Below are 24,763 nucleotides of genomic sequence, written 5' to 3'. Positions count from 1 at the left end.
GGCCCTAAGCTTGCCGGACGCCATCGTACCTGCCGGGACCTCCATGTTTCAGGATCACCGTCGGCGTGCCGCGATCGCCTTCGCTCTCCTGTTCATCCTGTACCAGGCCGCGGAGGGCGTGGGTGCACGCCTGCTCGACAACTTCGCGGTGCAAGCTGCCTTCATGGTGGCCATGGTCGCCGTCGCGTGGCCCCTGGGCCGTTGGCTGGGCTTCCGCGGTTACGACGCTTACGCATTGGGTTGGCAGCGGTCCGCGCCGCTGCTGTTGGCTGGCGGACTGGCGCTGGCCTTGCTGGTGAAATATGTCGCCGTCTGCGTCGGCATGGCGTTCAACGTGTACCTGGCGCGCGCGCCGGTTGCGTCGCCGGTCGCCGCCGTGTCCTTCCTTTCGTCCATTCCATGGGCGCTGGTCGCGACCTTCGTGCCTTCCCTGGCCGAGGACATCCTCACCCGCGGCTTCCTCTATCGCGCCATCCGCGTGCGATGGCTGCCGTGGACCTTCGTGCTCACAAGCAGCGTGGTGTACCTGCTCAATCACGTCTACCGTCTCGGCGCCGGCCCGGCGGAATGGACGATGCTGTTCTGCTTCGGCCTCGCCTACGCGGCCGCCGTGGTCCGCACCGGTTCGCTGTGGCTGGCGGTCGGGCTGCACTGGGGATGGAACCTCGCCAATGTGCTGATCGACGATATCCTGCCTTACCAGGTCGTGTCGGCCACCTGGTCGGCGATGATCTCCGCTGCGGCGCACCTGACGATGCTTGCGCTTCTTTTCGCCTTGCCCCCGCAGCACGACCGCGAAAGCCTTCACCCCGACCCGGTCTGAACCGGGCAGGCGCTCACCAGCGTCCGATGACGTGCTGCACCAGCAGACTGGTCAGCGCCACCGCCGCCCACACGCCCAGGCCAAGCAGGATCGGGCGGTGCCCGGTGGAGGCCATGCGGCGCAGATCCGCGGACAGGCCGATGGCGGTGAGCGCGACGATGATCAGACACTCCGCGATGAAGTGGATCACCGGCAGCGCCGGCGCCGGAACGATGCCGGTCGTGCGGATGACGGACGCGACGAGGAACCACAGGATGAACCAGGGGAAGATTTTCGCGAGGCTGAAGTCGGTGGCGCCGCCGCGCTTGTGCCGCCACGCCACGACGAACGCGATGGCGAGGCTGATGGGGATGATGAGCGTCGCGCGGGTCAGCTTCACGATGGTGGCGTAGTCGCCGGCGGCATGGCTGTATGTGTAACCGGCGGCGACCACCGAGGACGTGTCGTTGATCGCCGTGCCCGCCCAGAGGCCGAAGCCGAGATCCGACAGGCCCAGCCAGTGTCCGAGGGGCGGAAACAGCAGCACGGCGACCAGGTTGAAGAGGAAAATCGTGGAGATCGCGAAAGCCGTATCGTGCTCGTCGGGCTTCACGATCGGCACGATGGCGGCAATGGCGGAGCCCCCGCAGATCGCGGTGCCCACGCCGATCAGGAGCTTGAGCGCGCCGTCGACACGGAGCAGCTTGCCGAGCCCCCACGCCGCCAACCCGGCCGCGGCCACCGTCGCGAGCGTGACGGAAAGCGACTCCAGTCCCGTGTGCGCCACCTGGGTAATGCTGAGGCCGAAACCGAGCGCGACGATGGACCACTGCAGCACCTGCTTCGCCGCGAAGCGGATGCCCGGCAGGAACCGCGCACCCGGCGGCGCGAACTGGCGCACAAGGATACCGAGCACGATGCCGCAGACGGCGCCGCCCACCAGCGGCATGAGGCGGCCCAGCCCGTAGGCCACGGCGGCGATGGCGAAGGCCAGGAGCACGCCGGGAAGGCGTGACGGTGCGGAAGGAGCGGCGGCAATCGAGGACACGGGCGGATTCCCTTTGGAAGCTGTGCCTATTGTCCGCGCGGACGAATCATAAGCATATTGAAAATGCTTTATGCTAGGTATAAATAGTACTTATGAATTCGTTCAGCCCCCGCCAGATCGAGGTCTTTGTGGCCGTTGCCACGTCCGGCAGCGTGCGTGCCGCCAGCGAGCGGCTGTTCATGAGCCAGCCTGCGGCCAGCATGGCGTTGGCCGAACTGGAGCGGCAGATCGGCTCTCCGGTGTTTTCGCGCGAACGCGGCCGTCTGCGCCTCAACGATCGCGGCCGCCAGCTTCTTCCACTGGCTCGCGAACTGATCGAGCGCCATGCCGAATTCGCGCGCATGGCCCAGGGCTCGGTGACCGGGCTGGCCGGCGAGATCGGCGTGGGCGCGAGCAATACGATCGGCAACTACCTCGTGGGCGACCTGCTGGGCCCCTACGCCACCGCGCATCCAGGTGTGTCGTTGCGGTTGGGCGTGGCCAACACCGCGCGCATCGCGCAGGGCGTACTCGATCACGACTTCGACGTCGGTTGCGTCGAAGGGCCCGTGACGCACCCTGCGCTGGAAGTGCGTCCCTGGCGGGAGGACCGTCTGGTGGTTTGCGCCCGGCCCGATCATGGGCTGGCAGCGAAGAAGCGGCTGCGCCGTGAGGATTTCGCCGGGCAACGCTGGGTGCTTCGCGAGCGCGGGTCGGCTACCCGTGCCTTGAGCGAGCGCGCCCTGGCCGAGCTGCCCGAAGGAACCACGGTGCTGGAACTCGACCAGTCGGAGGCCATCAAGCAGGCGGTTATCGCGGGCCTCGGCATTGCCTGCCTGCCGGAAGTAGCCGTCGGCGACGCGGTGCAGGCGGGGCACCTCGTTGTGCTCCCCACGCCGTTCCTCGACCTGCGACGGACCCTGTCGGTGCTGCTGCACCGGCAGCGCTACCGCGGGGCCTTGCTGGAGACGTTCCTGGAGAGTCTTTGAAGCCTTTTGCTTCATTCCCCCGGGTCCGGTCAAACCGCCTGTGGGAGCCGGCTACGCCGGCGATCCCGCGGCAGCGGGCATTCCCGCAGTAGGTATCGCCGCCGAAGCGGCTCCCAGAGGGAGAGCGCTCGGTGCCAGTCAGCCAAGCACGCAGCGGTTTTTTCCGCCACGCTTGGCGACGTACATCGCCACGTCCGCCGCGATGACCACGTCGTCGTAGTCCGCGCCTCGCTCGAACAGTGTGACGCCAATGCTGGCGCCGATCCGGGCGGGGATCCGCTGTTCGCCGACATGGAGCGTATAGGGTTCGCTGATGGCGTCGCACAGCACCTGACAACGGGCGAGGGCGGTGGCCCCGTCAGGCGTATCGTGCAACAGCACGGCGAACTCGTCGCCGCCCAGGCGCGCCACGGTGTCGGTGGCGCGGGTACGCGCATCGATGCGCCCCGCGATGGCTTTCAGCAGTTCGTCGCCCGCGGCATGTCCCTGCTCGTCGTTCACGGCCTTGAACCCGTCGATGTCGAGGTAGGCGAGGGCGTAGCGGGTGTCGCCGGTATCGTTCGCGATCGCCTCCTCCATGCGTTCGCGGAACAACATGCGGTTCGGCAGCCCCGTGAGCGCATCGTGGGTGGCCTGGTGTCGCACGAGTTGTTCCATGCGGATGCGCTCGGCCACCTCATTCGTGAGCTGGGCGTTGCGCAACGACAGCTCGTCCAGCGCCTGCTGCAGTAGTGCCCGGGCGCGGTACAGCTCCAGGAAGACCCTTACCTTCGACTGGAGGATCACGTCGTCGATCGGCTTGGCGATGTAATCGACTGCACCGGAACGGTACCCCTTGATCCGGTTGATGTCGTCCGCATAGGCAGCCGTGACGAAGATGATCGGCGTTTCGCGCAGGTGGTCCGCTTCCGAGATGAGTTCGGCCACCTCGAAACCATCCATCTCCGGCATGTTCACGTCCAGCAGCACCAGGGCGAATTGGTGATCCAGGCATAGTGCCAGCGCTTCGTTGCCGCTGGACGCTTCGAAGATGTCGGCATCGGCGCGCGCGAGGAGGCGGCGCATCGCGACGAGGTTGCCGGGCGTGTCGTCGACGACGAGGATCTTGGGGCGGATCGGATTCATGGTCGGGGTTCAATGTTCACGTCAGTCGCGCGGCGACAGCCATGCGCGGATCATCGAGAGCAGGCGACTCACGTCGATGGGCTTGGACAGGTAGTCGTTGGCGCCCGCTTCCAGGCACCGTTCGCGATCGCCCCGCATGGCCTTTGCCGTCAGCGCGATGATGGGAACATGGGCCACCGCAGGCCGCGCGCGGATCTCGCGCATGGTTTCGTAACCGTCCATGCCGGGCATCATTACATCCATCAGCACCAGCTCCAGGTCGGGGCGCTTGTCCAGCATGTCCAGCGCCTTCCGGCCGTCCTGGGCCATGGCCACGTCGATGCCTTTGCTGCGGAGCACTTTCGACAACGCGAAAAGGTTGCGCATGTCGTCGTCCACGAGGAGCACGCGGCGTCCCTGCAAGGTGGCCTCGCCGCCGCCGGACGTGGCTTGGCCGGTCCCGGCAGTGGGAGACGCGTCCTGGCGGATCGAGTGCAGGAACAGACTCACTTCGTCGAGCAGGCGGTCCGGGGAACGGCCGCCCTTCATTACGATGCTGTCGGTGTGCCGGCGAATGCGCATGCTGTCCTCGCGCGAGAGGTCACGGCCGGAATAGACCACCACCGGCGGCGCATTCCCGCGCTGCGACAACTGTTCCATGAAGTCGAATCCAGACATGCCCGGCAACCCGAGATCGAGCACGATGCAGTCGTAGGTCTTGCCGGCCGTCATCGTCAGCGCGTCTTCTCCGGTGCCGGCTTCGTCGACGGTGACTTCGTCGTCTTTCAGCAGCGTGCGCACGGCAGCGCGGGCGCCCGCGTCGTCGTCCACCACCAGGACCTGTCGCGTGCGACCCTCCGAAAAATGCACGAGGCGATCGAAGGCCGCGATGATGGATTCCCGGCTTACCGGTTTGGTGAGGAAGCCGACCGCGCCGAGTTCCAACCCGCGCGTTGCGTCGTCCGTGGCAGAAATGAAATGCACCGGTATGTGCCGGGTGGCCGGGTCGCCCTTGAGGCGCTCGATCACCGTCCAGCCGTCCATGCCCGGGAGCATCACATCCAGCAGGATGCCCGTGGGGCGATGGCGGCGTGCGAGCGCAAGGCCCGACTCGCCGTCCGTCGTTGCCAGCACGCGGTAGCCCTTGCGCCGGATCATGTCGGCCAGGATACGGGCGAAGGCGGGATCGTCCTCGACGACGAGGATCACCGTGTCGCCCGGTTCTATGTTCGCGCGGTCGTCGTCGACGCCCTCCGGAAGCAGTGCCGGCGACACGGGGAGTGTGGCCTCCGCGGCGGCGCGCTGCGCCGGGATAGCCTCCGGGTGGCTGTCCGGCTCGGGAGTGTCCTCGGGAATGTAGACCGTGAAGGTGCTGCCGTCACCGGGTTCGCTGCGCAGCCCTATGTCGCCACCGAGCAGCGCGGCGATGCGCCGCGAGATGGCCAGGCCCAGCCCCGTGCCGCCGAATTGGCGGCTGGTGCTCGCATCCACCTGCTCGAACGCATGGAACACCCGCTGGAACTTGTCGGCGGGGATGCCGATGCCCGAATCCTTGACGGCGATGGCGATGCTCCGAGCGGGATCCAGTCCTGCCGGCAACGGGGCATTCCTGGCGGGCCGTGCGATGTCGACGTCGACGCCGCCCCGCGAGGTGAACTTGAAGGCGTTGCTCAGGAGGTTGTTGACGACTTGTTCCAGCTTGCCGCCGTCGGTGCGGATGGTGGCAGGAAGCTCCGGCGAGAGCCGGATATCGAAGCTCAGCTTCTTGTCGCGCGCCACGTGGTTGAACGTGCGGCCGAGTGTGCGCACCAGGTCGGCGAGGGAAACGGTGTCGATGGCCAGTTCCATCTTGCCCGCCTCGACTTTCGACAGGTCGAGGATGTCGTTGATCAGGCGGAGCAGACTGGAGCCTGCATCGTGGATGATTCGGGCGGATTCGACCTGCTCCCCGGTGAGATTTTCCTCGTCGTTGTCCGCCAGACTGCGCGACAGGATGAGCAGGCTGTTGAGTGGCGTGCGCAGTTCGTGCGACATGTTCGCGAGGAACTCGGACTTGTACTGGCTCGCCCTGGCCAGTTCCTCGGCCTTCTCCTGCGTTTCCCGCTGGAGTGCCTCCAGTGCGTCGTTCTGCCGGTTGAGCGTGTTCCCTTTTTCGCGAAGTTCCTCGTTGGAAACGTGTAGCTCCTCGGCCTGCACGCGCAACTCTTCTTCCGAGGCCATCAATCGCTGCGACTGCTCCTGCAGTTCCGCCGTGCGGCGCAGGTTCTCCAGCGACAGGGCGACAATCGGCATCAGTTCGTCGAGCAATTCCCGCTGCATGTCGGTCAGGGGAGTGAAGCTGGCGACTTCGATGACGCCGAGCACGTCCTCCCGCGAAATCACCGGCAGCAGCAAGACGCTTCGTGGCGGTGCCCCACCCGTGGCGGAGTGGATGCTTGCGTAATGGTCGGGAACGTCGTTCAACACGATCGCGTGGCGTTCGAGTGCCGCCTGTCCCACCAGCCCCTCGCCGGATTCGATCATCCGCGGCGCCTGCTGCTGCGCCTTGTATCCGTAGCTGCCCAGCAACTCGAACTTCCTCGACTCCGGCCGCCTCGCATAGAAGGCGCAGAGGCCGGCGCCAAGGCGAGGCGCCAGTTCGGACATGAGCGTCCCAGCGAACGTGCCGAAGGTGGTGGCCTCCTGCAGCTTGTTGGAGATGGAGGCCACCGACGACTTCAGCCAGGTCCGGCCGTCCGATTCGATGGCCATCTCCTTGAAGACCTGCAAGGCACGGGCCATCTCGCCGATCTCGTCGCCACGGGTCAGCTGGCGTACCTCGATCGTATGGTCGTGGCCGGCGAGCCGCGTCATCAGGCCTGTCATCTTCACGATCGGTCGCGTGACCAGAAGGGCCGTCATGCGAATCACGAACAGGCCGAAGGCGAGGCAGGCAAGCAGGGAGCCCAGATCGATCCAGCGGATGAATCGCAGTTGACGCTCCACCTCGGCATTGCGCGCATCGAGCAGGCCCCGCTCGGTGGATGACATGGTGTCGATGACTTTGCGCATGTCCTCCGTCGTCAGGCTGTGTTCCGCGAAATAGCGCGCCCGGATTGCCTCGCGCGCTGAGGCGGCCTCGGGTGTGGCAGCGCCGCTGGCGGCACGCATCGGACGCAGCGCGTGGGTGATGGCCTCCTCGCGTCGGCGGTCAAGGAGATCCTGCAGGCGATCGAGGCGCGACTGCTGCAGCGGATTGTCGGCGGTCAGCTGGCGAAGCGTCGCCAGGTGGCTCGAAAGCGCTGCATCTGCGGCTTCGAAGTCGGCGTATTCCCCTTCGTCGCGGCTCAGCAGGTAACCGCGCACCGCGACCTGGCGTGCTCGCGCCGCATCGCTCACGTCCGCCAGGGTGAGCAGCACCACGTACGTGTGCGATGACCAGCCGCGGGTTTCGGCCTCGCGGCCGATCGAAGCCAGGTTCGTGAGGTTGGTGGCGACGAACAGGGCCAGCAGCGCGCCGATGGCGAGTAGGATCTTGCGTTGCAACGGCTGGTCGGCCAGCCAGGTGTTCCGCGTGGTGGAAGTGGGCATGCTTGGATCGCTGGTTCCGGCAGACGACGATGCTTCGCCTACGTTGGTACACCCAACGGACGTTTTCATCCGTGGGACAGGGCTCAGAATGTGACGTCGGTCACGCGACGGCCACGCGCTTCCGTCGCCAAGACGGCGCCAGCAGGCTGCCACGGCGCACGGCGATCGCCAGGCAGGCGGCAGTCGCCACGGAGCACAGGCCCAGCGCGACCACCGATGCCTCCGCCCCGAAGGCCCCGCCGGTCAGCCAGTCGGGCCCCTGCATGTGCGAAGCCAGAAGGCCGCGCTGCTCGAAACCCGACACGGGAATGCCATAGAAAGGGCCCTGCGCCACGTTCCATGCGGCATGCGCACCCATGCAGACCCAGAGCGAGCGGGTCACGTGGTAGAGCAGGCCGAACAGCAGCCCGGCTTCCAGCGCGATGGCCAGCGCGCTCCAGGCCGTGGCGTTCGGATTCCAGATGTGCAGGCCGCCGAACACCGCGGCGGAGAGCAGCAACGCCGCCCAGGTGCCCAGTCCTTCCTCGACGATGCGGAAAATCACGCCGCGGCTGATGATTTCCTCGCCGACTCCGGCCCCCACGCCCATGACCAGGATGGGGCCGAGCCAGTGCACGTCGCGGTTAACACTGTCGACCACGTAGGCGCCCAGCGCCCATAGGCTGCCGACCACCAGCGAGAACACGACGGCGCCGCCGGCGATGCCCAGCAGGAGATGCGGGACGGCTTTCCGCGCCGCCAGCTCGTCCACCCGGCGATTCTCGATGGTGCGCACGAGCAGCCAGTAAGCGAGGACGACCGGTGCCAGGCGCAGCGCCTCGATCAACGGTGTGACCTGATCGAAGGAAAGGTCGGAGCGGGGCAGGCCCAGGCCGTGGTACACGCGTCCGGCGATGAAGCGGAGCGCGATCATCGTGATGAAGAAGCCGACGATGCGGCCCAGGGGCGAACGCAGGAGTCGCAGGGGCAGTGATGGGGTCGGCGACGGCGGCGTCGCTTCGGTGGGTTGAACGGACATGGGGCTCTCGGTCGATGGGCTTGCAGCCGCAGTCTACGCAGGCATGATGGTGTTCCGATACAAGCCGCCCCGCTCCGGTTCCGCTAAGGTCCCTGGGCCGAGTCACTACCCGCGTTCCCGGATCGATACCGATGGCCATTCCGCCCGACAACGACCCGTCCAGCCCGCAGAACCGGCGCGAGCAGACGTTCCCGAGGCTCAACGACGAGATGGCCGCGCGTCTCGTCAAATACGGTGTCGAGGAGACGGTGCCCGCGGGCACCGTGCTCTTCCGTCGGGGCGACCGGCGCATCGATTACTTTTTCGTGATCGAGGGCTGCATCGAGATCTACGACCTCGACAAGGACGGGCAGCCGAACATATTCACCGTGCACGGGCCCAGCCAGTTCACGGGCGAGGTCGACCTGTTCAGCGAAAGGCAGGTCATGGTGAACGGCCGTACCGGTGCGGATACGCGGCTCGTCCGCGTGGACCCGGTCGGGTTCCGCAAGCTCGTCTCCGGGGAACCGGACATCGGCGAAATCATCATGCGCGCCTTCATCCTGCGTCGCGTCGGCTTGATCCAGAGCGGGCAGGGTGGCGTGATTCTCGTCGGTTCCTCGCACGCCGCCGACACGATACGCCTGCGCAGCTTCCTCATCCGCAACGGTTACCCGTACCGGCTGCTCGATGTCGACGTCGACGAGGACGCCGTGCATATGCTGGACTGCCTGGGTGTCCGCCCGCCGGAGTGTCCCGTGGTGGTCATGCCGGATCGGCGCGTGCTTCGTTGTCCCAGCACGTCGCAGCTGGCGGACGAACTAGGCATCACCATCCTGCTCGACAGCGATCACGTGCACGACCTGGCCGTGATCGGCGCGGGCCCGGCGGGGTTGGCTGCCGCCGTGTACGCCGCCTCCGAAGGCCTGGACACGCTGGTGCTCGAGGCCCTGGCGCCGGGTGGGCAGGCGGGTACGAGTTCGAAGATCGAGAACTACCTCGGCTTTCCCACCGGCATCTCGGGCCAGGCACTCGCTGGGCGTGCGCAGGTGCAGGCGATGAAGTTCGGTGCGCACATGGCCATCGCCCGCTCGGTGCAGGGCATGGATTGCGCGAAACATCCCTATCGTCTCCTGCTCGACGACGGCACATCGGTCAGTGCCCGCGCGGTGGTGGTCGCCACCGGGGCGCGTTATCGCAAGCTGGATCACGTCGATTACGAGCGTTTCGAAGGCCAGGGTATCCACTACGCCGCCACTGCGATGGAAGCCACGCTGTGCGCCGGCGAGGAAGTGGTGGTGGTCGGCGGCGGCAACAGTGCCGGGCAGGCGGCGGTGTTCCTCGCCCGTACCGCCGCGCACGTGCACATCCTGGTGCGCAGCGATGGGTTGGCCTCTACGATGTCCGATTATCTGGTGCAGCGGATCGCGCAATCGCCGCGAATCACGCTGCATACCCGCTGTCAGGTGGATCATCTGGACGGCGATGCGTACTTGCGCGAGGTGGGTTGGCGATGCGCGGACGGCGCGCAGAAGCGGATCAAGGCGGGTAGCTTGTTCGTCATGATCGGCGCCGAACCCAACACCGCCTGGCTGGACGGCTGCCTCGACCTCGACCGGAAAGGGTTCGTGTTGACCGGGCGGGACGCGGACGGCTACGCCACGCCCTCACCCTTTGCCACCACGCTCCGTGGCGTGTTCGCCGTGGGCGACGTGCGCTCGGGTTCGATCAAGCGCGTGGCATCCAGTGTGGGGGAGGGATCGGTGGTGGTGCAGGCCATCCACCGCTTCCTCAATCCATCGCCGATGTAGCCGGCCTCAGACCTCGACCGAGGCTGCGTGTTCGCGCGTGGCCGAGAAGCGCACCGTCGGCCAGCGTTCCTGCGCGAGCTGCAGGTTGACGCGGGTGGGTGCCAGGTAGACCAGTTCGCCGGCGGCATCGATGGCGAGGTTGCCGGCGTTCTTCTCGCGGAACTCTTCCAGCTTCTTTGCGTCGTCGCAGTGGATCCAGCGTGCCGTGGCCACGCCCACCTGCTCGAACGTGGCGTCCACGTTGTATTCGTCCTTGAGACGGTAGGCCACCACGTCGAACTGCAGCACGCCGACCGCGCCGAGGATCAGGTCGTTCGACATCAGCGGCCGGAAGAATTGCGTGGCGCCTTCCTCCGACAACTGTGCCAGGCCCTTCTGCAGGGCCTTCATCTTCATGGGGTCGCGCAGGCGCGCACGCCGGAAGAGCTCGGGTGCGAAGTTGGGAATGCCGGTGAAGGAAAGCGCTTCGCCCTCGGTGAACGTGTCGCCGATGGTGATGGTGCCATGGTTGTGCAGGCCGATGACGTCGCCCGGATAGGCACGCTCGACGATCTCGCGGTCGGAGGCCATGAAGGTGAGCGCGTTGGCGATGCGCACTTCCTTGCCGGTGCGCGTCTGCAGCATTTTCATGCCGGCGGTGTAGGTGCCAGAGCACACGCGCATGAAGGCCACGCGGTCGCGGTGGGCGGGGTCCATGTTCGCCTGGATCTTGAAGACGAAGCCGGTCAGTTTTTCCTCCTCCGGCTTCACCTCGCGCGTGAGAGTGTCGCGCGGGCGAGGCGAGGGCGCGTGCTCCACGAAGAAATCGAGAAGCAGCTGCACGCCGAAGTTGTTCACGGCGGAGCCGAAGAACACCGGAGTCTGCTTGCCGGCCAGGTACGCCTCCACGTCGAATGGGTTCGAGGCGCCGAGCACGAGTTCCAGTTCCTCGCGCAGTTCGTCGAGGGCCGCCTGGCCGATCTTCGCGGCGAGGTCCGGATGGTCCAGACCCTTGAAGATGGTGGAGTCCTGGCGGGTGAAGTTCTTGCCGGGCTCGAAGACGTGCACTTCGTCCAGCAGAACGTGGTACACGCCCTTCAGGCGGGAACCCATGCCGATGGGCCACGTCACCGGGGCACAGGCGATACCGAGCACCGACTCCACTTCGTCGAGCAGTTCGATCGGCGAGCGGCCCTCGCGGTCGAGCTTGTTGATGAAGGTCATGATCGGCGTGTCGCGCAGGCGGCAGACCTCCATGAGCTTGATGGTGCGTTCCTCCACGCCCTTGGCGCAGTCGATGACCATGAGCGCCGAGTCGACCGCCGTGAGCACGCGATAGGTGTCTTCCGAGAAGTCCGCGTGACCCGGGGTGTCGAGCAGGTTCACGATGGCCTGGTTGTACGGGAACTGCATGACCGAGGACGTGACCGAAATGCCGCGCTCCTTTTCCAGGGCCATCCAGTCCGAGGTGGCATGCCGTGCCGCCTTGCGGCTCTTCACCGAGCCGGCCATCTGGATCGCGCCCCCGAACAGGAGGAGCTTCTCGGTCAGGGTGGTCTTGCCCGCGTCGGGGTGGCTGACGATGGCGAAGCTGCGCCGACGGCGGGTTTCGGTGAGGTGTGCGGACATCGGTCTGGGGTCGCTGATTCTGGCTAACCCCCTATTCTAGCAGGAATTTGCGGGCAGGACGGGTCGCGTACAACGAGGATTGCAGACCGCCACGATACGAACGCTCTGTGTGGGAGCCGCTTCAGCGGCGATGGGTGCTCGCGGCAAGCGTGCCCGCTGTCGCGGGATCGCCGGCAGAGCCGGCTCCCACAGGGTACGGCCCTTGTGGATAGTGATTGGACATCTGGACGTCTAAACGTCTGTTGACATGGCGGGCATCCGTGCGTATCGTCGGTTCCACTCATCGAGACCGGCTGAGGGACAGGCCCTTTGAAGCCGGGGCAACCTGCGGATTTCCGCGACGGTGCCAACTCCTGCGGGGCGTGTGTCACGCCAGCCGATAGATGGGAATGTCCGTTCGGGGCACGCGTTCGCGTACCCGTGGCGCAGGCAGACCTACCGGTTCCGCAGGGGCTCGATCCCGACAGGAACCGGACATGCCAGCAGAGCCCGCCACCGTGATCTCCCTCTCCCCCGTGGCCGCACCCGCCACATCGCGTCGTGCCTCCGACCTTACCGAGCAGCGCGGGACCCGGCGCGTCGTCATTTCCCCGAAGTACGGCAGCGATCCTGTCGGGGTGGACGTGCGCTACCTGTGGTGCGGTGCGCCGGACGCCCCTACGGTCATCGTGCAGGGCGGCATCTCCGCCGATCGCGACGTATGCGCCGGCCGCGAGCGCGCCACGGGCTGGTGGGACGCTATGGTGGCGGAGGGTGCCGCCATCGACCTGGCCGCCTGCCGCGTCCTTTCCATCGACTGGTTGGTGCCTGCCGACATCGGCGGCGTGGCGTCGGTGTCGAGCGAAGACCAGGCGGCCGCGCTCGCCGCGCTGGTGGACGAGCTGGGCCTGGGCCGCGTGCAAGCCTTCGTCGGATCCTCCTATGGCGCCATGGTGGGCCTCGCCTTCGGTGCCCTGTATCCCGGCAAGGTCAAATCCCTGGTTCTCCTGGCAGGAGCGCATCGCCCTCACCCGCTCGCCACGGCGCAGCGCTCGGTGCAGCGCGGCATCGTACGGCTCGGACTCGCCTCGGGCCGCACCGGCGAGGCCCTCGCGCTCGCGCGCCAACTCGCCATGACCACCTACCGCGGCAGCGAGGAATTCTCGCGCCGTTTCGCCGCCGGCCCCGAGCTTCGCGACGGCCGTTTCCACTTTCCCGTGGAGGACTATCTCGAACACGCCGGTCGCCGTTTCGTCGAGAGGTTCGACCCCGAGCGCTTTCTCGCGCTGTCCGAATCGATCGATCTGCACGATGTCGCACCGGAGCAGGTCACGGCGCCCGCCACGCTGGTCGGGTTCCCGTCCGACCGGCTCGTGCCGCTGGCCGATCTGTGCGAACTGCAGCGTCGTCTCGGGGGCACCGCCACCCTCGAAGTGCTGGATTCGCCCTTCGGGCACGACGCCTTCCTCAAAGAAACCGTGCAGCTCGCGCCCGTGCTGCGTCAGGCACTCAACGACTGTTGCGGAGACCACTGAGCCATGACCGATTCCCGTCGTCCCTCGACCCGCGCCGTGCGCGCCGGCATCGAATGCGATACGCAGCATGGCGCGGTTGTGCCGCCACTGCACCTGTCCACGAATTACACGTTCGAAGGCTTCGGCCGCAAGCGCGCCTACGACTATTCGCGCAGCGGCAACCCCACGCGCGATCTTCTCGCCGAAGCGCTTTCCGAGCTCGAAGAGGGGGCGGGTGCGGTCGTCACCGGCACCGGCATGTCGGCGGTGGCGCTGGCGCTGGAACTCGTGCCGGCCGGCGCCCTCGTGCTCGCCGCCCATGATTGCTACGGCGGCACCTGGCGCCTGCTCGACGCGTGGGCGCGCAAGGGGCGCTTCCAGGTGCGCTTCGTCGACTTCACGGATCCTGCGGCGCTTGCCGAGGGCCTGTCCGCGCGGCCCGCGCTGGTCTGGATTGAAACGCCCTCGAATCCGCTGTTGCGTATCACCGACGTGCGCCATGTCGCGCAGGCCGCGCGTGCCGCCGGCGCGCTGACCGTGGTGGACAACACCTTCCTTTCGCCGGCATTGCAGCAGCCCTTGAAGCTGGGTGCCGACGTCGTCGTGCATTCCACGACGAAGTACATCAACGGCCACAGTGATGTGGTGGGCGGCGCCGTCGTCGCCGCCGATCCGGCGGTGGCCGAACAGCTGAAGTGGTGGGGCAACTGCAATGGCGTTACCGGCTCGCCGTTCGACAGCTACCTCACACTGCGAGGCGTGCGCACGCTGTCCGTGCGCCTGCGGGCACACGAAGAGAACGCGCGCCGCATCGCCAGCGTGCTGGACGGCCACGATGCCGTCGAGCGGGTCTACTACCCCGGTCTCGCCTCGCATCCCGGCCACACGCTGGCCCAGCGCCAGCAGTATGGGTTCGGTGCGATGCTGAGCTTCGAGGTTGCCGGCGGCACCGATGCCATCGAAGCGTTCGTCGATGGCCTGCGCTACTTCTCGCTCGCGGAATCGCTGGGCGGGGTGGAAAGCCTCGTGGCGCATCCGGCCACGATGACGCACGCGGCCATGGCGCCGGAGGCGCGCCGGGTGGCCGGCATTGCCGACAACCTGTTGCGCCTGTCGGTCGGCATCGAGGACGGCGACGACCTCATCGAAGACATCGAGGCAGGGCTCGCGCGCGCGGCCGCGGTCGCCTCGGCGGTCTCGAAACGCAAGGTCGGCGCATGAGCGCGGTCGCCATCGCTCCCGCCACGGAGGCTCCCTGTACGGCCGTGGTATTGCTCGGCACCGGCGTCGTGGGCCGCGCATTGCTCACGTTGCTGGGCACACCGGCGGCGCGCTCCCTGCGCCTGGTAGGGGCGGCCAACTCGAAACGCCAGCATGTGCTCGCCGAGGGCGTTTCGCCCACGGAAGTCTCGGAAAGGCTGGCGCGCGGTCGGGAAGAGCGCGACGACGCGCCGTTGCTGGCGGCCCTGGATGCGGCCGGCGCCGCTCGCAAGGTGGTCATCGACGCCACCGCCTGCTCGGTCGAGGCCAGCCGGCATCCCGAATGGCTGGCGGCCGGTTATCACGTCGTCACGGCGAACAAGGCGCTGGCCGGTGGCCCCTTGCCCGGCTGGCGCGCACTGCAAAAGGCGGCCGCAGATGGCATGGTCTACGGCGATGCCGCCACCGTGGGGGCCGGCCTGCCGGTGCTCTCCACGCTGCGGCGTCTGCGCAGCTGCGGCGACAGCCTGCTCACTCTCGAAGGCGTTTTCTCCGGTTCCTTGTCCTGGCTGTTCAACCAGTACGACGGCAGCCGTCCATTCTCCGAGCTCCTGCGCGACGCGCGGCGCCTCGGTTTCACCGAGCCCGATCCTCGCTCGGATCTTTCCGGGGAAGACGTGGCGCGGAAGTTGTTGATCATCGCGCGCAACGCGGGCTTCGCACTGGGCAGCGACGAAGTGGAAGTGGAAAGCCTGGTACCCGCCGCGCTGCGCGATGTGGGCACCGGCGAATTCCTCGACCGGCTCGACGAACTGGATGAACCCCTGCGCGTCCGGCACGCCGAGGCGAAGGCCAATGGCAAGGTGCTCCGCTATCTCGCCCGCCTCAATCAGCGTGGGCGCGCACGCGTGGGATTGGTGGAAGTCGCCCCCGATCACCCGGCGGCGCGGCTCAGCGGCACGGACAACCAGTTCGCCCTCACCACCACGCGTTACCACGCCACGCCGCTGGTCATCCAGGGGCCGGGCGCGGGTCCGGAAATCACGGCGCAGGCCCTGTTGGGCGACGTGCTCGCCCTGTGACCGACGTGCTGGCGCTGCCGTGGCGAACTGTCGGCTTTGTGTGGGAGCCGCTTCAGCGGCGATGGTGCTCGCGGCAAGCCGGCCCGCTGCCGCGGGATCGCCGGCATAGCCGGCTCCCACACAGGCAACCCAGCCTCCATGCGGTGCGCTGCCGTCGGTAGGCATCGCACAAAAAAAACCGCCCCGAAGGGCGGTTTCTTTTTAACGGTGGCCGGTGATCTTCTCGGCTTCGTCCGCGCTGGGCGGAAGGTCCGGTTCGCCGGGCTCCAGCTCGTCGTGGTGGAAGCGCGCGGCCTCCACCATCGGCGTGCGCCAGCCGGTGGCGATGCCCCAGAAGTAGAAGATGGCGCCAATCACGGCAACCAACGCGAGGTCGTAGCCATAGGGAATGTAGTCGCGGCCGCCGAACGTCTTGCTGCCGGCCCACGACACGAACGCGATGACGGGCAGGTAGACGATGAGCCACCAGGCGCCCTTCATGTGTTTACCGAACTCTTCCCAGCCGCTCTTGGCGGTGTAATAGAAGTACAGCGGCAGCGCCACGACCATCAGCAGGATGATCTCGCCGGTCAGCGGCCACTTCGCCCAATAAAGCAGTTCGGTGGCGAAGATGAAGGCCAGCGCGGCGAGCACCGGCAGCCCCGGAATGCGCAGCGGGCGCTTCAGTTCCGGCGCGGTGCGGCGAAGCGTCATGACGCTCACGGGGCCGGTGAGGTACGAGATGATGGTCGACACCGAGATCACCGCCGCCAGCGTGCCCCAGCCGCGGAAGAAGAACAGGAAGATGAAGCTGACCACGAGGTTCAGCCACATCGCCGGGCGCGGGATACCGAAACGCGGATGGATGTGGCCGAAGATCTTCGGCAGGTGGCCGTTGCGTTCCATCGCATAGATCATGCGCGCGGTGGTCGCCGTGTAGGTGGCGCCGGTTCCGCTCGGGCTCACGAACGCATCCGCGTAGAGCAGGATGGCCATCCAGTTGATCATCAGCGCCGTGGCGAGCTGCGCGAAGGGCGACGCGTATTCGAGGCCGGCCCAGCCGTTGCCGAGCTGATCCGGCGGCACGGCGCCGATGAACGCGACCTGCAGCAGCACGTAGACCACCGTGGCAAGCAGGATCGAGCCGATGACCGCGAGCGGCACGCTGCGGCCCGGGTTGCGCGCTTCGCCCGCGAGGTTCACCGGGCTCTGGAAGCCGTTGAAGCTGAAGACGATGCCCGAAATGGCAACGGCGGTGAGGATCGACGAGATGTCGATCGCGTGCGAGCCACCGTGTGCGCCGATGTGGAAGTTGCCCGGGTTGTAGCTGGTGGCGATCAGCGCGATGCCGGTGGCGGCGGGGACGACGAGCTTGAAGACGGTAATCGCCGTGTTGCTCTTGGCGAACAGTTTCACGCTCCAGAAGTTCAGGAAGAAGTAGACGAACACCAGCACCACGGCGATGGCCAGGCCGGGCGGTGTGAGTTCGCCGTGGCCGTTGGTCACCACGTAGAGGTCTTTAGTCCAGGCGGCCCATTCCCACGGCCAGGAGGCCATGTACTGGACCGAGGCCTCCGCCTCGACGGGGATCACCGAGACGATGGCGATCCAGTTCGCCCAGCCGGCGATAAAGCCGACGAGGGAGCCATGGGAATAGTGTCCATAGCGCACCATGCCGCCCGACTCGGGGAACATCGCGCCCAATTCCGCATACGTGAGGGCGATGAAGAGGATGATGACGGCGCCGATGATCCAGGCATAGATGGCGCCGGGGCCGGCGAGCTGGGCGGCGTGCCAGGCACCGAACAGCCAGCCTGAGCCGATGATCGAGCCCAGGCCGGTAAGCATGAGGGCAAAGGCGCCGACGTCGCGGCGGATAGCGCTATGAGACATGGTGACTCCGGTCGAACGGGCAGGGCGGAAGCCCGGCCCAGGGCGGCACAAGAGCCGGATGATGACAGCCCTGGCCCGCCATGTCAGCCGGCGGCTGCCGTCCCCAACCGTCGTCGCGTCGATATACACTGACCGACGCGGTAGGGACGAAGGGGTTCGGATGCATTCGAGGTGGATGGCCATTGGCACGTTGCTTGTTGCCTCGGCGGTATGCGGCGCCGCCGCAGCCGCGGAGCAATGGAGCGATAAAGGCCGTCTGATCGATTCGGAGTCATACGACCGTACCGCCAAGGGTTTCTACTTCACGCTGTACCCCGGCGAGGACCCCGTGGAAGCCGTGCGGCGGTGCGCCATAGCCATGCGGGAAATGGGCCACCTGGCATCGGTGTCGTGCTTCGCCTATACGAGCAAGCAGCGTTTCGAAACCCGCCGCGGGAAGTTGCGGGTGTGCTACACGGCCGTCGCCAATTGGTGGGGCGAGGACGAACCGGTGCGGGTGGAGACCGTGGATCGGCTGCCGAGGCTCTGCCCGGCGCGCTAGCGTGGACTTCAGCCGGGGACTTCTGTGGGAGCCGCTTCAGCGGCGATCCCGCGACAGCGGGCAAGCTTGCCGCAAGCAGCCATCGCCGCTGAAGCGGCTCCCACACAAAGCACTCAGCACTCGATCACATTCACCGCCAGGCCGCCGCGCGAGGTTTCCTTGTACTTGTCCTTCATGTCGCGGCCGGTGTCGCGCATGGTGGCGATGACCTTGTCGAGCGAGACGTGGTGTTTGCCGTCGCTCTTGAGTGCCATGCGGCTTGCGTTGATCGCCTTCACCGCGCCCATGGCATTGCGTTCGATGCACGGAATCTGCACCAGGCCGCCGATAGGGTCGCAGGTGAGGCCGAGGTTGTGTTCCATGCCGATCTCCGCGGCGTTCTCCACCTGGGTGACGGAACCGCCCAAGGCCGCCGCAAGACCGCCCGCAGCCATCGAACATGCCACGCCCACCTCGCCCTGGCAGCCGACCTCGGCGCCGGAAATCGAGGCGTTTTCCTTGTAGAGGATGCCGATGGCACCGGCCGTGAGCAGGAACTCGACCACGCCCTGTTCCGAGGCACTCGGGCAGAAGTGCCGGTAGTAGTGGAGTACCGCGGGCACGATGCCGGCGGCGCCGTTGGTCGGCGCCGTGACGACACTGCCGCCGGCGGCGTTTTCCTCGTTCACGGCGAGCGCGTAGAGGTTCACCCAGTCCAGGATGGTGAGCGGATCGCGCAGCGACGCTTCCGGCTGGGCGCGCAGCTCCGCGGCCATGGCGGGCGCGCGGCGGTTCACCTTCAGACCCCCGGGCAGGACGCCGGGAGAGCGCAGGCCGCGTGCCACGCAGTCCTGCATGGCCTTCCATATCCTGAGGAGGCCGGCGCGGGTGTCGGCTTCCGGGCGCCAGATGCTCTCGTTGCGCATCATCAGCTGCGCGATGGTGAGGCCGTGCTCCCTGCACAGCGACATGAGCTCGTCGCCGGTGGAGAACGGGTAGGGCTGTTCGCTCGTATCGGCCACGATGCGGTCTTCCGCCGCCTCGTCGGGATTGACCACGAAACCACCGCCCACCGAATAGTAGTCGCGGGTAGCCAGCTCGTTGCCTTCCGCGTCATAGGCGGAAAAGCGCATGCCGTTCGTGTGGAACGGAAGCTTCTGGCGCTTGTTGAAGACCAGGTCGCCCTTCTCGTCGAACGGGATCTCGTGGCGTCCCAGGATGCGGATGCGCTTGCTCGAGCGAATGCGTTCGAGCGTGGCGGGAATCGTGTCCGGGTCGACGCGGTCGGGCCATTCGCCCTCGAAACCGAGCAGAACGGCCTTGTCTGTGCCGTGGCCGCGGCCGGTCATGGCGAGCGAGCCGAAAAGTTCGCAGCGCACGCGCGCCACGCGTTCGAGCACGCCTTTTTCCTCCAGCCAGTGTTCTGCGAAGCGCGCGCCGGCACGCATCGGGCCCACGGTATGGGACGAGGACGGGCCGATGCCGATCTTGAAGAGGTCGAAAACGCTGACTGCCATGGGCTTGGGGAGACGTTGGCTGTGGGAGGTGACCGGTTATTCTACGCCCCCGCGTCCCGCGACCCCATACACACGCGAATGTCCCGTTTCGTCCTTTTCCAGCGCGACGACTGCCATCTTTGCGATCAGGCCCTGGCCCTGCTGGCGGAAGCCGGTTTTCCCGATTTCGATTCGGCCTGGATCGACGACGACGAGGCGCTGGAGGCGCGTTACGGTACACGCGTGCCGGTGCTCCGGCGAAACGACGGCGCGGAACTGGATTGGCCGTTCGACGTGGCGGCGCTTCGCGGTTTCGCGAGCGGTGGCGAGCCCTTGTAGGAGCCGCCATGGCGGCGAGGATCAACCGGCTGTGGGCGCCGCCATAGCGGCGAGAAGCCAACGAAGCGGTGTAGCCATGAGGTGACCCCCTCGCCGCCATGGCGGCTCCTACGGCGGGCTGCGACGATCGCCCGTTTTCAGCCGCCGCAGGATCTCCTCGCGCGCCTCGCGGAGGATCGAATCGCGATCGAGGGCCGCCACGACGCCCGCCACGGCGCGCTTCGCACCGTGTTCGCCCCAGGACTTGCCCGATATCAGGTAATGCTCCGCGGCGCGGCCGATCAGGACGGTGGCATACCATCCCAGCGCACCCTGGGCCGCGGCGGTGACCACGACGGACAAGCCGCCGCTTAGGCCCTTCAGGGCCGAGGCCACGAGTTGCACGCCCCATACCGCGCCCATCAGCGCAGCCAGCTGCGTGGTGATGACGGCTACGAGGCGGCCCGATTCGCTGCGGGTGAGGGGCAGGCCATAAACACGGCCGAGCTGGACCACCATCGCGGCGTCCAATCCGCCCGCCAGGAGCAGGTCCGCGACGGGGACGGGATTGAGCGCGACGGCCATCGCCTTGGCGATGCAGTACTGGCGGATGACGCGGCTGGCCACGTCGCGCCGCGCGGCGGCGATGCGCTCGCTCACCTGATCCGTGAGCCGTCCCGCGAAAAGCCCGGCGTTGATCGCGGACAGCGCCTTGCCCTCGCGTTTCGCGATGGCAAGCAGGCGGTCCTTCAGGGCCGCGACGTCGGGAGGCCGGGGCATGCTGCTTCGCCGCTCGTGTCCTTCGGCGTCCACCTCGACGACGTCGCGCGGCGCGGGTCGCGCCGCCACGGCCATCACGTCCTCGGGCGCGATCAGCCCGGCGGCGTGCTCGCGCAGGCGCGACAGCAAGCCCTCCCGCTCGTCTTCGCCGTAACGGTCGGACTTGTTGAGCACGAGCAGGAGCGGTCGCTTCGTTGTCGACAGCGCGCGCAGCGCGTCGCGTTCTTCGCGGGTGAGATCGCCGTCGGCGACGAACACGACGAGGTCGCAGACTTCGGCGACCTCGAAGGCCAGTTTTTCGCGCGCCTCGCCGCCGAGTTCGTTGATGCCGGGCGTGTCGATCAGCGTCAGCCCCGCGGCGGCGGCTTCGTCCAGCCGCGCCGCATCGGCGTCTGTGGTGGTGCCATGCAGCACGCCAACGGCAAAGGCGTCGCGTCCGAGGAGCGCGTTGCCCAGGGCGGATTTGCCGGCGGATACGCGGCCGAACACAGCCACGTGCAGTTCCTCGTTCTCCAGCCGGTCGAGCATGCGTTCGACGCGCTGGAAATCCGTCGCCATCGCCTCGCGAACGTCGGCGGGGATCGAGGGATCGGCAAGCAGATCGCGCAGGCTGGCTGCCACCGCGCCGCCCCGCTCGTCGGACGCGGGCACGGCATCGCCACCGCGCCGGAAGCGCGAGGCGATGCCACGCAGGCGTTCGCGCCAGTCCACCGTGCGCCGCTTACTTGGGCAGCAGGTTCAACGTGCCGTTGACGAGGACTTCGTCGGCGATGGTGGACGTGTCCTTGTAATCGCCGCTACCGACGCCGTAATCGAGGCGCTTGAGGGTGCCGGTGACCGACAGGCGGGCGCCGCCCGCATTCGGATTGAATACCACCTTCAATGCAAGCGGTTTCGTGACCCCGTGCAGCGTGAGGTTGCCGTTCGCGACGACGTCGCCCTTCGCATCCTTGCTGAAGCCGGTGGTGACGTAGTGCGCCTTGGGAAACTTCGACGTGTCGAAGAAATCGGACGTGGGCAGGGCCTTGTCGCGGTCGCTGTCGCCGGTTTTCGCGGTGGCGAGGTCCACCGTCACGTCGAATTTCGACGTGGAAAGATTGGCCGGGTCGTAGCTGATGGCCGCGTCGAACTTGCCGAAGATGCCATCGAACTGCTGGCCCTGGAACTTGCCGCTGAAACCGAGCGTGCTGCCCGGCCCCACCTGGTAGTCCGCCGCGGTGGCGGCGAGGGGCAGGGCCAGTGCAAGGCCGAGCACGGACAGACGGCGGATCGTCGGGTTCATGGGGTTTCTCCGGGAGGGGCGGATGTGCTCCGCTTCGCGCGGCCGAAAGGCAGCATGCGGCGGAGGGTGTCGTCGCGGTCGACGACATGGTGCTTCAAGGCCCCGCCGATGTGCGCGACGAGCACGAGGAGCAGGAACCAGAACAGATAAACGTGCACGTTTTCCAGGATTTCCGACCAGGCTTCGTTCTTCTCGACCAGCGCGGGCAGGTTGAACAGCTTGAAGTACTGCAGCGGGTAGCCGTGCGCCGAATTGAAGGCCCAGCCGCTGAGCGGAATGGCCACGATCAGCAGGTAAAGGAAGCCATGCACGACATGCGCGGCCACCCGCTGCCAGCCCGGTGCTGGCTCGTCCGGCGGACGGCGATCGATCGCCCGCCACAGCAGACGCAGGAAGAACAGTGCGAGCACCGTGAGGCCGATCGACTTGTGCAAGGCGAACATGTTGATCTTGTGCAGCGATGGCTTGAGGTCGTCCATCCAGTAGGCGAAGGCACCGTTGCCCAGGATGAGCAGCGCCATCGTCCAGTGGAACGTCTTGACGACGGTGCTCCAGCGGGTGTGATCACTGCGCAGGGGCATCGGAGGTTTCCTTGTCGTTGGAATGTTGGGTTTCGCCGCCCCGGATGGCTTCGATCTCCAGCCAGACCGAGACGTCGGTGCCGATCGAGCCACGGTTGGCCGTCATGCCGTAGGCCGTGCGATCGAGCGTGACCTGCGAAGAAAAGCCCGCCACGGTGTGCAGGCCGTAGATGGTCTTGCCCACGCGGTTCACGCGAAACGGCAGGTCCACGGGGAGCGTCGTGCCGCGCAAGGTGAGTTTGCCATGCACCACGCCTTCGTCGTCGCTGCGCTTCTCCACCGAGTCGCTGACGTAGCGTGCCGTGCGGGCCCGGTCGCTGTCGAGGAGGTTCGACCCGCGCACCGCTTTGTCCCACCCGGCGTCGCCCATGTCCACCGACGCGAGGTCGATGGTGGCCTGCACCGACGACTTCGACCAGTCGTCGCGGTCGAACACGATGGTGCCTTCCGTGATGCGCAGGCGGCCGAAGGACCGGGAGAAACCGTTGTGATCGACGTTGAACACCACCTGGCTGTGCACGGGATCGATGCTGTAGGTGACCGGCGTGGCCAGCGCCGTCAGCGGTGCGAGCGCGAGGAGGGCGGGAAGAAGGTGGCGGGCGTGACGCATGCGTGGTGGCCTGTCGCACGAAGGCCGGTATCCGGCCGATGGAGAGGAGTGTGGCGCGAGTCAGGCCGCCTTGTCAGCCCGCCGGCCGTGAACGCATCGTTCTGTCAGCGATTCCGAAGCGCCTCGCCGGTCAATTCGGCCAGCTGGCGAAGGCGCGCGGTGCCAGCATCGCCCAGCAGTTCGCGCATGCGGGCGCTGGCGTCGTCCTGGTCGAGCGCATGCCGCTCGGCCAGGGTGGCAGCCAGTGCCCGGCCGAAGCTGTCGAAGATCAACGCATAGGCAAAAGCGTGCAAGACACCGCCACCGAGCGTGCCCAGGCCCGGGAACGCCTTCAACGCATTGCCCGCGATCGCGAGCACCACGGATGTGCCGGTGCGCAAGGTCATGCGAACCTGGCGCAAGAGGCTGTCGATTTCGACGTCGGTGACGCGCACGTCGTGCAGCGACGCCAGGGCACGCACCATGCCCGTGGCGAGCGCCCCCTGGATGACGAGGTCGCTGCCGGGTGCCACGGCCGCCATGGCGCCGACGATCGCGCGGCGCGCGTAACGACGCACGATGCGCTGGGCTTCCTCGTCGCGGTAGGCCCGCTCGCGTTCTCCGGTTCGCTCGTGCAGGCCGGCGAGCACTGCGTTTTCGCGCTGCGTCTCCAGCGCGGCTGCGCCGGGCGCCAGCAAGCGGTCGAGCGCATCGCGAAGCGGCCGCACATTCGCGGCCCTGCGCCGTGTCACGTCTTCCGTGCTGCCGTCCGCGAGGTGCCGCGTGAAGCGTTCCTCGCCGCCCGCGCTGATCGCGACCACCGCATCGGGAATGCCGCCGGCCTGTTCGCGCACGTGGTCCAGAATGCGGTCGAGCTCGTCGGCATGCCATTGGTCGGCCTTGTTCACCGCCAGTACCAGCGGCTTGCCGAAGTCGCCCAGCCAGCGCAGTTCCTCACCCTGCGTGCGCGTGAGATCGCCCGCGCAGACGTAAACCACGGCGTGCGCGCGCAATGCTTCCTCGCGCGCCATGCGCTCGCGGGCCTCGCCATCGGCTTCGGACGAACCGGGCACGTCCGCGACGGTCCAGTCCTGGCCGTCGACGGTCGTGTCGTACGTGGCGACCTCGCGTGTCGTGCCTCCGCGAGCGTCGCGTGCCGGCGTGGCGCCCGGTACCAGAGCGGCGATCAGGGTGGACTTGCCGGTGGATATCTCTCCGAACACCGCGAGGTACATGCGCGCGCTCGCGCGGCGGCGGTCCAGTTCGCCAAGTTCATTGCGAAGTTCCTCAACATCCGTTTCGGCCTCGCGCAGCTTTTCGATCCGTGCTTCGAGCGATGCGCGGTCGGGTGCCGTGACGGGGGCACGAGGCTTGCGCGGGCGTAACCACCACACCCCGAAAGCGACGCCGGCGAGCGCGAGCAGGAGCAGGACGAGGCCGAGCAGCCAGCGCATGCCTGCCGGCAGGCCCATGAAACGCTGGGCCAGGGCCAGCGCGCGATCGAGCGCCGCCAGCAGTAGCCACACGAAGGCAAGCAGGCCGACAGCGGCCAGGAGGAGGCGAAGCCGGGAGGACATGTCGACATTCTAGTGCCACGACCCGGGTGCCATGTGGGTGCAGGACTACGCCCGCTAAGCGATCT

20 protein-coding genes and 1 riboswitch are annotated in these 24,763 nt (G+C 67.2%); of the genes, 8 read left to right on the top strand and 12 right to left on the bottom strand.

Annotated features, from left to right (window positions below):
* Positions 1 to 43 precede the first annotated feature (43 nt).
* Positions 44 to 823 carry a CPBP family intramembrane glutamic endopeptidase gene (locus HBF26_RS04220; RefSeq protein ID WP_167123423.1) on the top strand — a complete coding sequence of 260 codons (780 nt, stop codon included), beginning with the start codon at positions 44 to 46 and terminating at the stop codon, positions 821 to 823.
* A 13-nt stretch (positions 824 to 836) separates the two neighbouring features.
* Here HBF26_RS04220 and HBF26_RS04215 read toward each other — a convergent pair whose 3' ends face one another.
* Positions 837 to 1,850, bottom strand: a complete 1,014-nt coding sequence (locus HBF26_RS04215; RefSeq protein WP_167123421.1) for a putative sulfate exporter family transporter — start codon at positions 1,848 to 1,850, stop codon at positions 837 to 839.
* 92 nt (positions 1,851 to 1,942) lie between these two features.
* Between HBF26_RS04215 and HBF26_RS04210 the strand changes: the two genes are divergently transcribed.
* Positions 1,943 to 2,818, top strand: a complete 876-nt coding sequence (locus HBF26_RS04210; protein WP_167123419.1) for a LysR substrate-binding domain-containing protein — start codon at positions 1,943 to 1,945, stop codon at positions 2,816 to 2,818.
* A gap of 138 nt (positions 2,819 to 2,956) precedes the next feature.
* Here the strand turns inward: HBF26_RS04210 and HBF26_RS04205 are convergent, their stop codons facing one another.
* From HBF26_RS04205 to HBF26_RS04195, 3 genes are all read right to left on the bottom strand, one after another.
* Positions 2,957 to 3,943: a diguanylate cyclase domain-containing protein gene (locus tag HBF26_RS04205; protein ID WP_193569776.1), complete on the bottom strand. Its 987-nt coding sequence runs from the start codon at positions 3,941 to 3,943 to the stop codon at positions 2,957 to 2,959.
* 21 nt (positions 3,944 to 3,964) lie between these two features.
* Positions 3,965 to 7,492 (bottom strand): response regulator, encoded by a 3,528-nt coding sequence (locus HBF26_RS04200; RefSeq protein WP_167123417.1) that lies wholly within the window; start codon positions 7,490 to 7,492, stop codon positions 3,965 to 3,967.
* Between the two features lie 100 nt (positions 7,493 to 7,592).
* Entirely contained in the window at positions 7,593 to 8,510 is a 918-nt protein-coding gene (locus HBF26_RS04195; RefSeq protein WP_167123415.1) for a CPBP family intramembrane glutamic endopeptidase, read from the bottom strand.
* 131 nt (positions 8,511 to 8,641) lie between these two features.
* Between HBF26_RS04195 and HBF26_RS04190 the strand changes: the two genes are divergently transcribed.
* Positions 8,642 to 10,300 (top strand): FAD-dependent oxidoreductase, encoded by a 1,659-nt coding sequence (locus HBF26_RS04190; RefSeq protein ID WP_167123413.1) that lies wholly within the window; start codon positions 8,642 to 8,644, stop codon positions 10,298 to 10,300.
* A 6-nt stretch (positions 10,301 to 10,306) separates the two neighbouring features.
* On the opposite strand, the gene HBF26_RS04185 is transcribed toward HBF26_RS04190, so the two are convergent.
* Positions 10,307 to 11,908: a peptide chain release factor 3 gene (locus tag HBF26_RS04185; RefSeq protein ID WP_167123410.1), complete on the bottom strand. Its 1,602-nt coding sequence runs from the start codon at positions 11,906 to 11,908 to the stop codon at positions 10,307 to 10,309.
* A gap of 277 nt (positions 11,909 to 12,185) precedes the next feature.
* A riboswitch (SAM riboswitch) is annotated at positions 12,186 to 12,298 on the top strand.
* An 86-nt stretch (positions 12,299 to 12,384) separates the two neighbouring features.
* On the opposite strand from HBF26_RS04185, the gene metX reads away from it, so the two are divergent.
* From metX to HBF26_RS04170, 3 genes are read left to right on the top strand one after another with little or no spacing between them, the layout of a single operon-like run.
* Complete coding sequence (gene metX, locus HBF26_RS04180) at positions 12,385 to 13,422, top strand: homoserine O-succinyltransferase MetX (protein WP_167123408.1); 1,038 nt, start codon at positions 12,385 to 12,387, stop codon at positions 13,420 to 13,422.
* A 3-nt stretch (positions 13,423 to 13,425) separates the two neighbouring features.
* Positions 13,426 to 14,622 carry a cystathionine gamma-synthase gene (metB, locus tag HBF26_RS04175; RefSeq protein WP_167123406.1) on the top strand — a complete coding sequence of 399 codons (1,197 nt, stop codon included), beginning with the start codon at positions 13,426 to 13,428 and terminating at the stop codon, positions 14,620 to 14,622.
* A complete protein-coding gene (locus tag HBF26_RS04170; protein WP_167123404.1) occupies positions 14,619 to 15,683 on the top strand; it encodes a homoserine dehydrogenase family protein in 1,065 nt (354 codons plus the stop codon). The genes metB and HBF26_RS04170 overlap by 4 nt, the downstream gene beginning before the upstream one ends.
* 201 nt (positions 15,684 to 15,884) lie before the next feature.
* Here the strand turns inward: HBF26_RS04170 and HBF26_RS04165 are convergent, their stop codons facing one another.
* Positions 15,885 to 17,555 (bottom strand): APC family permease, encoded by a 1,671-nt coding sequence (locus HBF26_RS04165; protein ID WP_167123402.1) that lies wholly within the window; start codon positions 17,553 to 17,555, stop codon positions 15,885 to 15,887.
* A gap of 160 nt (positions 17,556 to 17,715) precedes the next feature.
* Here HBF26_RS04165 and HBF26_RS04160 point away from each other — a divergent pair, with 160 nt between their 5' ends.
* Positions 17,716 to 18,096, top strand: a complete 381-nt coding sequence (locus HBF26_RS04160) for a hypothetical protein (protein ID WP_167123400.1) — start codon at positions 17,716 to 17,718, stop codon at positions 18,094 to 18,096.
* 113 nt (positions 18,097 to 18,209) lie between these two features.
* Here HBF26_RS04160 and HBF26_RS04155 read toward each other — a convergent pair whose 3' ends face one another.
* On the bottom strand, positions 18,210 to 19,592 hold the full coding sequence (locus HBF26_RS04155; protein ID WP_167123398.1) for an L-serine ammonia-lyase: 1,383 nt from the start codon (positions 19,590 to 19,592) through the stop codon (positions 18,210 to 18,212).
* 78 nt (positions 19,593 to 19,670) lie between these two features.
* Here HBF26_RS04155 and HBF26_RS04150 point away from each other — a divergent pair, with 78 nt between their 5' ends.
* Positions 19,671 to 19,910, top strand: a complete 240-nt coding sequence (locus HBF26_RS04150) for a glutaredoxin family protein (protein WP_167123379.1) — start codon at positions 19,671 to 19,673, stop codon at positions 19,908 to 19,910.
* 108 nt (positions 19,911 to 20,018) lie between these two features.
* Here the strand turns inward: HBF26_RS04150 and HBF26_RS04145 are convergent, their stop codons facing one another.
* The 5 genes from HBF26_RS04145 to HBF26_RS04125 all read right to left on the bottom strand — a co-directional run bounded on the left by HBF26_RS04145 (position 20,019) and on the right by HBF26_RS04125 (position 24,698).
* Complete coding sequence (locus tag HBF26_RS04145; protein WP_425482964.1) at positions 20,019 to 21,380, bottom strand: DUF697 domain-containing protein; 1,362 nt, start codon at positions 21,378 to 21,380, stop codon at positions 20,019 to 20,021.
* Between the two features lie 10 nt (positions 21,381 to 21,390).
* Positions 21,391 to 21,951, bottom strand: a complete 561-nt coding sequence (locus tag HBF26_RS04140) for a YceI family protein (protein WP_193569775.1) — start codon at positions 21,949 to 21,951, stop codon at positions 21,391 to 21,393.
* Positions 21,948 to 22,532 (bottom strand): cytochrome b, encoded by a 585-nt coding sequence (locus HBF26_RS04135; RefSeq protein ID WP_167123377.1) that lies wholly within the window; start codon positions 22,530 to 22,532, stop codon positions 21,948 to 21,950. Before HBF26_RS04135 ends, HBF26_RS04140 begins: the two co-directional genes overlap by 4 nt.
* Positions 22,516 to 23,142, bottom strand: a complete 627-nt coding sequence (locus tag HBF26_RS04130) for a YceI family protein (protein WP_167123374.1) — start codon at positions 23,140 to 23,142, stop codon at positions 22,516 to 22,518. The genes HBF26_RS04135 and HBF26_RS04130 overlap by 17 nt, the downstream gene beginning before the upstream one ends.
* A 104-nt stretch (positions 23,143 to 23,246) precedes the next feature.
* Positions 23,247 to 24,698: a GTPase gene (locus HBF26_RS04125; protein WP_167123369.1), complete on the bottom strand. Its 1,452-nt coding sequence runs from the start codon at positions 24,696 to 24,698 to the stop codon at positions 23,247 to 23,249.
* Positions 24,699 to 24,763 lie beyond the last annotated feature (65 nt).

The sequence above is a fragment of the Luteibacter jiangsuensis genome, assembly GCF_011742555.1.
Taxonomy (GTDB): domain Bacteria; phylum Pseudomonadota; class Gammaproteobacteria; order Xanthomonadales; family Rhodanobacteraceae; genus Luteibacter; species Luteibacter jiangsuensis.
This window is presented reverse-complemented; position numbering and strand designations above follow the sequence as displayed.

Coding starts and splice junctions, on each gene's coding strand:
- HBF26_RS04190 (WP_167123413.1), top strand. CDS start 8,642: ATGGCCATTCCGCCCGACAACGACCCGTCCAGCCCGCAGAACCGGCGC.
- HBF26_RS04165 (WP_167123402.1), bottom strand. CDS start 17,555: ATGTCTCATAGCGCTATCCGCCGCGACGTCGGCGCCTTTGCCCTCATG.
- HBF26_RS04125 (WP_167123369.1), bottom strand. CDS start 24,698: ATGTCCTCCCGGCTTCGCCTCCTCCTGGCCGCTGTCGGCCTGCTTGCC.
- HBF26_RS04210 (WP_167123419.1), top strand. CDS start 1,943: ATGAATTCGTTCAGCCCCCGCCAGATCGAGGTCTTTGTGGCCGTTGCC.
- HBF26_RS04195 (WP_167123415.1), bottom strand. CDS start 8,510: ATGTCCGTTCAACCCACCGAAGCGACGCCGCCGTCGCCGACCCCATCA.
- HBF26_RS04220 (WP_167123423.1), top strand. CDS start 44: ATGTTTCAGGATCACCGTCGGCGTGCCGCGATCGCCTTCGCTCTCCTG.
- HBF26_RS04205 (WP_193569776.1), bottom strand. CDS start 3,943: ATGAATCCGATCCGCCCCAAGATCCTCGTCGTCGACGACACGCCCGGC.
- HBF26_RS04150 (WP_167123379.1), top strand. CDS start 19,671: ATGTCCCGTTTCGTCCTTTTCCAGCGCGACGACTGCCATCTTTGCGAT.
- HBF26_RS04200 (WP_167123417.1), bottom strand. CDS start 7,492: ATGCCCACTTCCACCACGCGGAACACCTGGCTGGCCGACCAGCCGTTG.
- HBF26_RS04155 (WP_167123398.1), bottom strand. CDS start 19,592: ATGGCAGTCAGCGTTTTCGACCTCTTCAAGATCGGCATCGGCCCGTCC.
- HBF26_RS04130 (WP_167123374.1), bottom strand. CDS start 23,142: ATGCGTCACGCCCGCCACCTTCTTCCCGCCCTCCTCGCGCTCGCACCG.
- metB (WP_167123406.1), top strand. CDS start 13,426: ATGACCGATTCCCGTCGTCCCTCGACCCGCGCCGTGCGCGCCGGCATC.
- HBF26_RS04140 (WP_193569775.1), bottom strand. CDS start 21,951: ATGAACCCGACGATCCGCCGTCTGTCCGTGCTCGGCCTTGCACTGGCC.
- HBF26_RS04135 (WP_167123377.1), bottom strand. CDS start 22,532: ATGCCCCTGCGCAGTGATCACACCCGCTGGAGCACCGTCGTCAAGACG.
- HBF26_RS04185 (WP_167123410.1), bottom strand. CDS start 11,908: ATGTCCGCACACCTCACCGAAACCCGCCGTCGGCGCAGCTTCGCCATC.
- HBF26_RS04170 (WP_167123404.1), top strand. CDS start 14,619: ATGAGCGCGGTCGCCATCGCTCCCGCCACGGAGGCTCCCTGTACGGCC.
- metX (WP_167123408.1), top strand. CDS start 12,385: ATGCCAGCAGAGCCCGCCACCGTGATCTCCCTCTCCCCCGTGGCCGCA.
- HBF26_RS04160 (WP_167123400.1), top strand. CDS start 17,716: ATGCATTCGAGGTGGATGGCCATTGGCACGTTGCTTGTTGCCTCGGCG.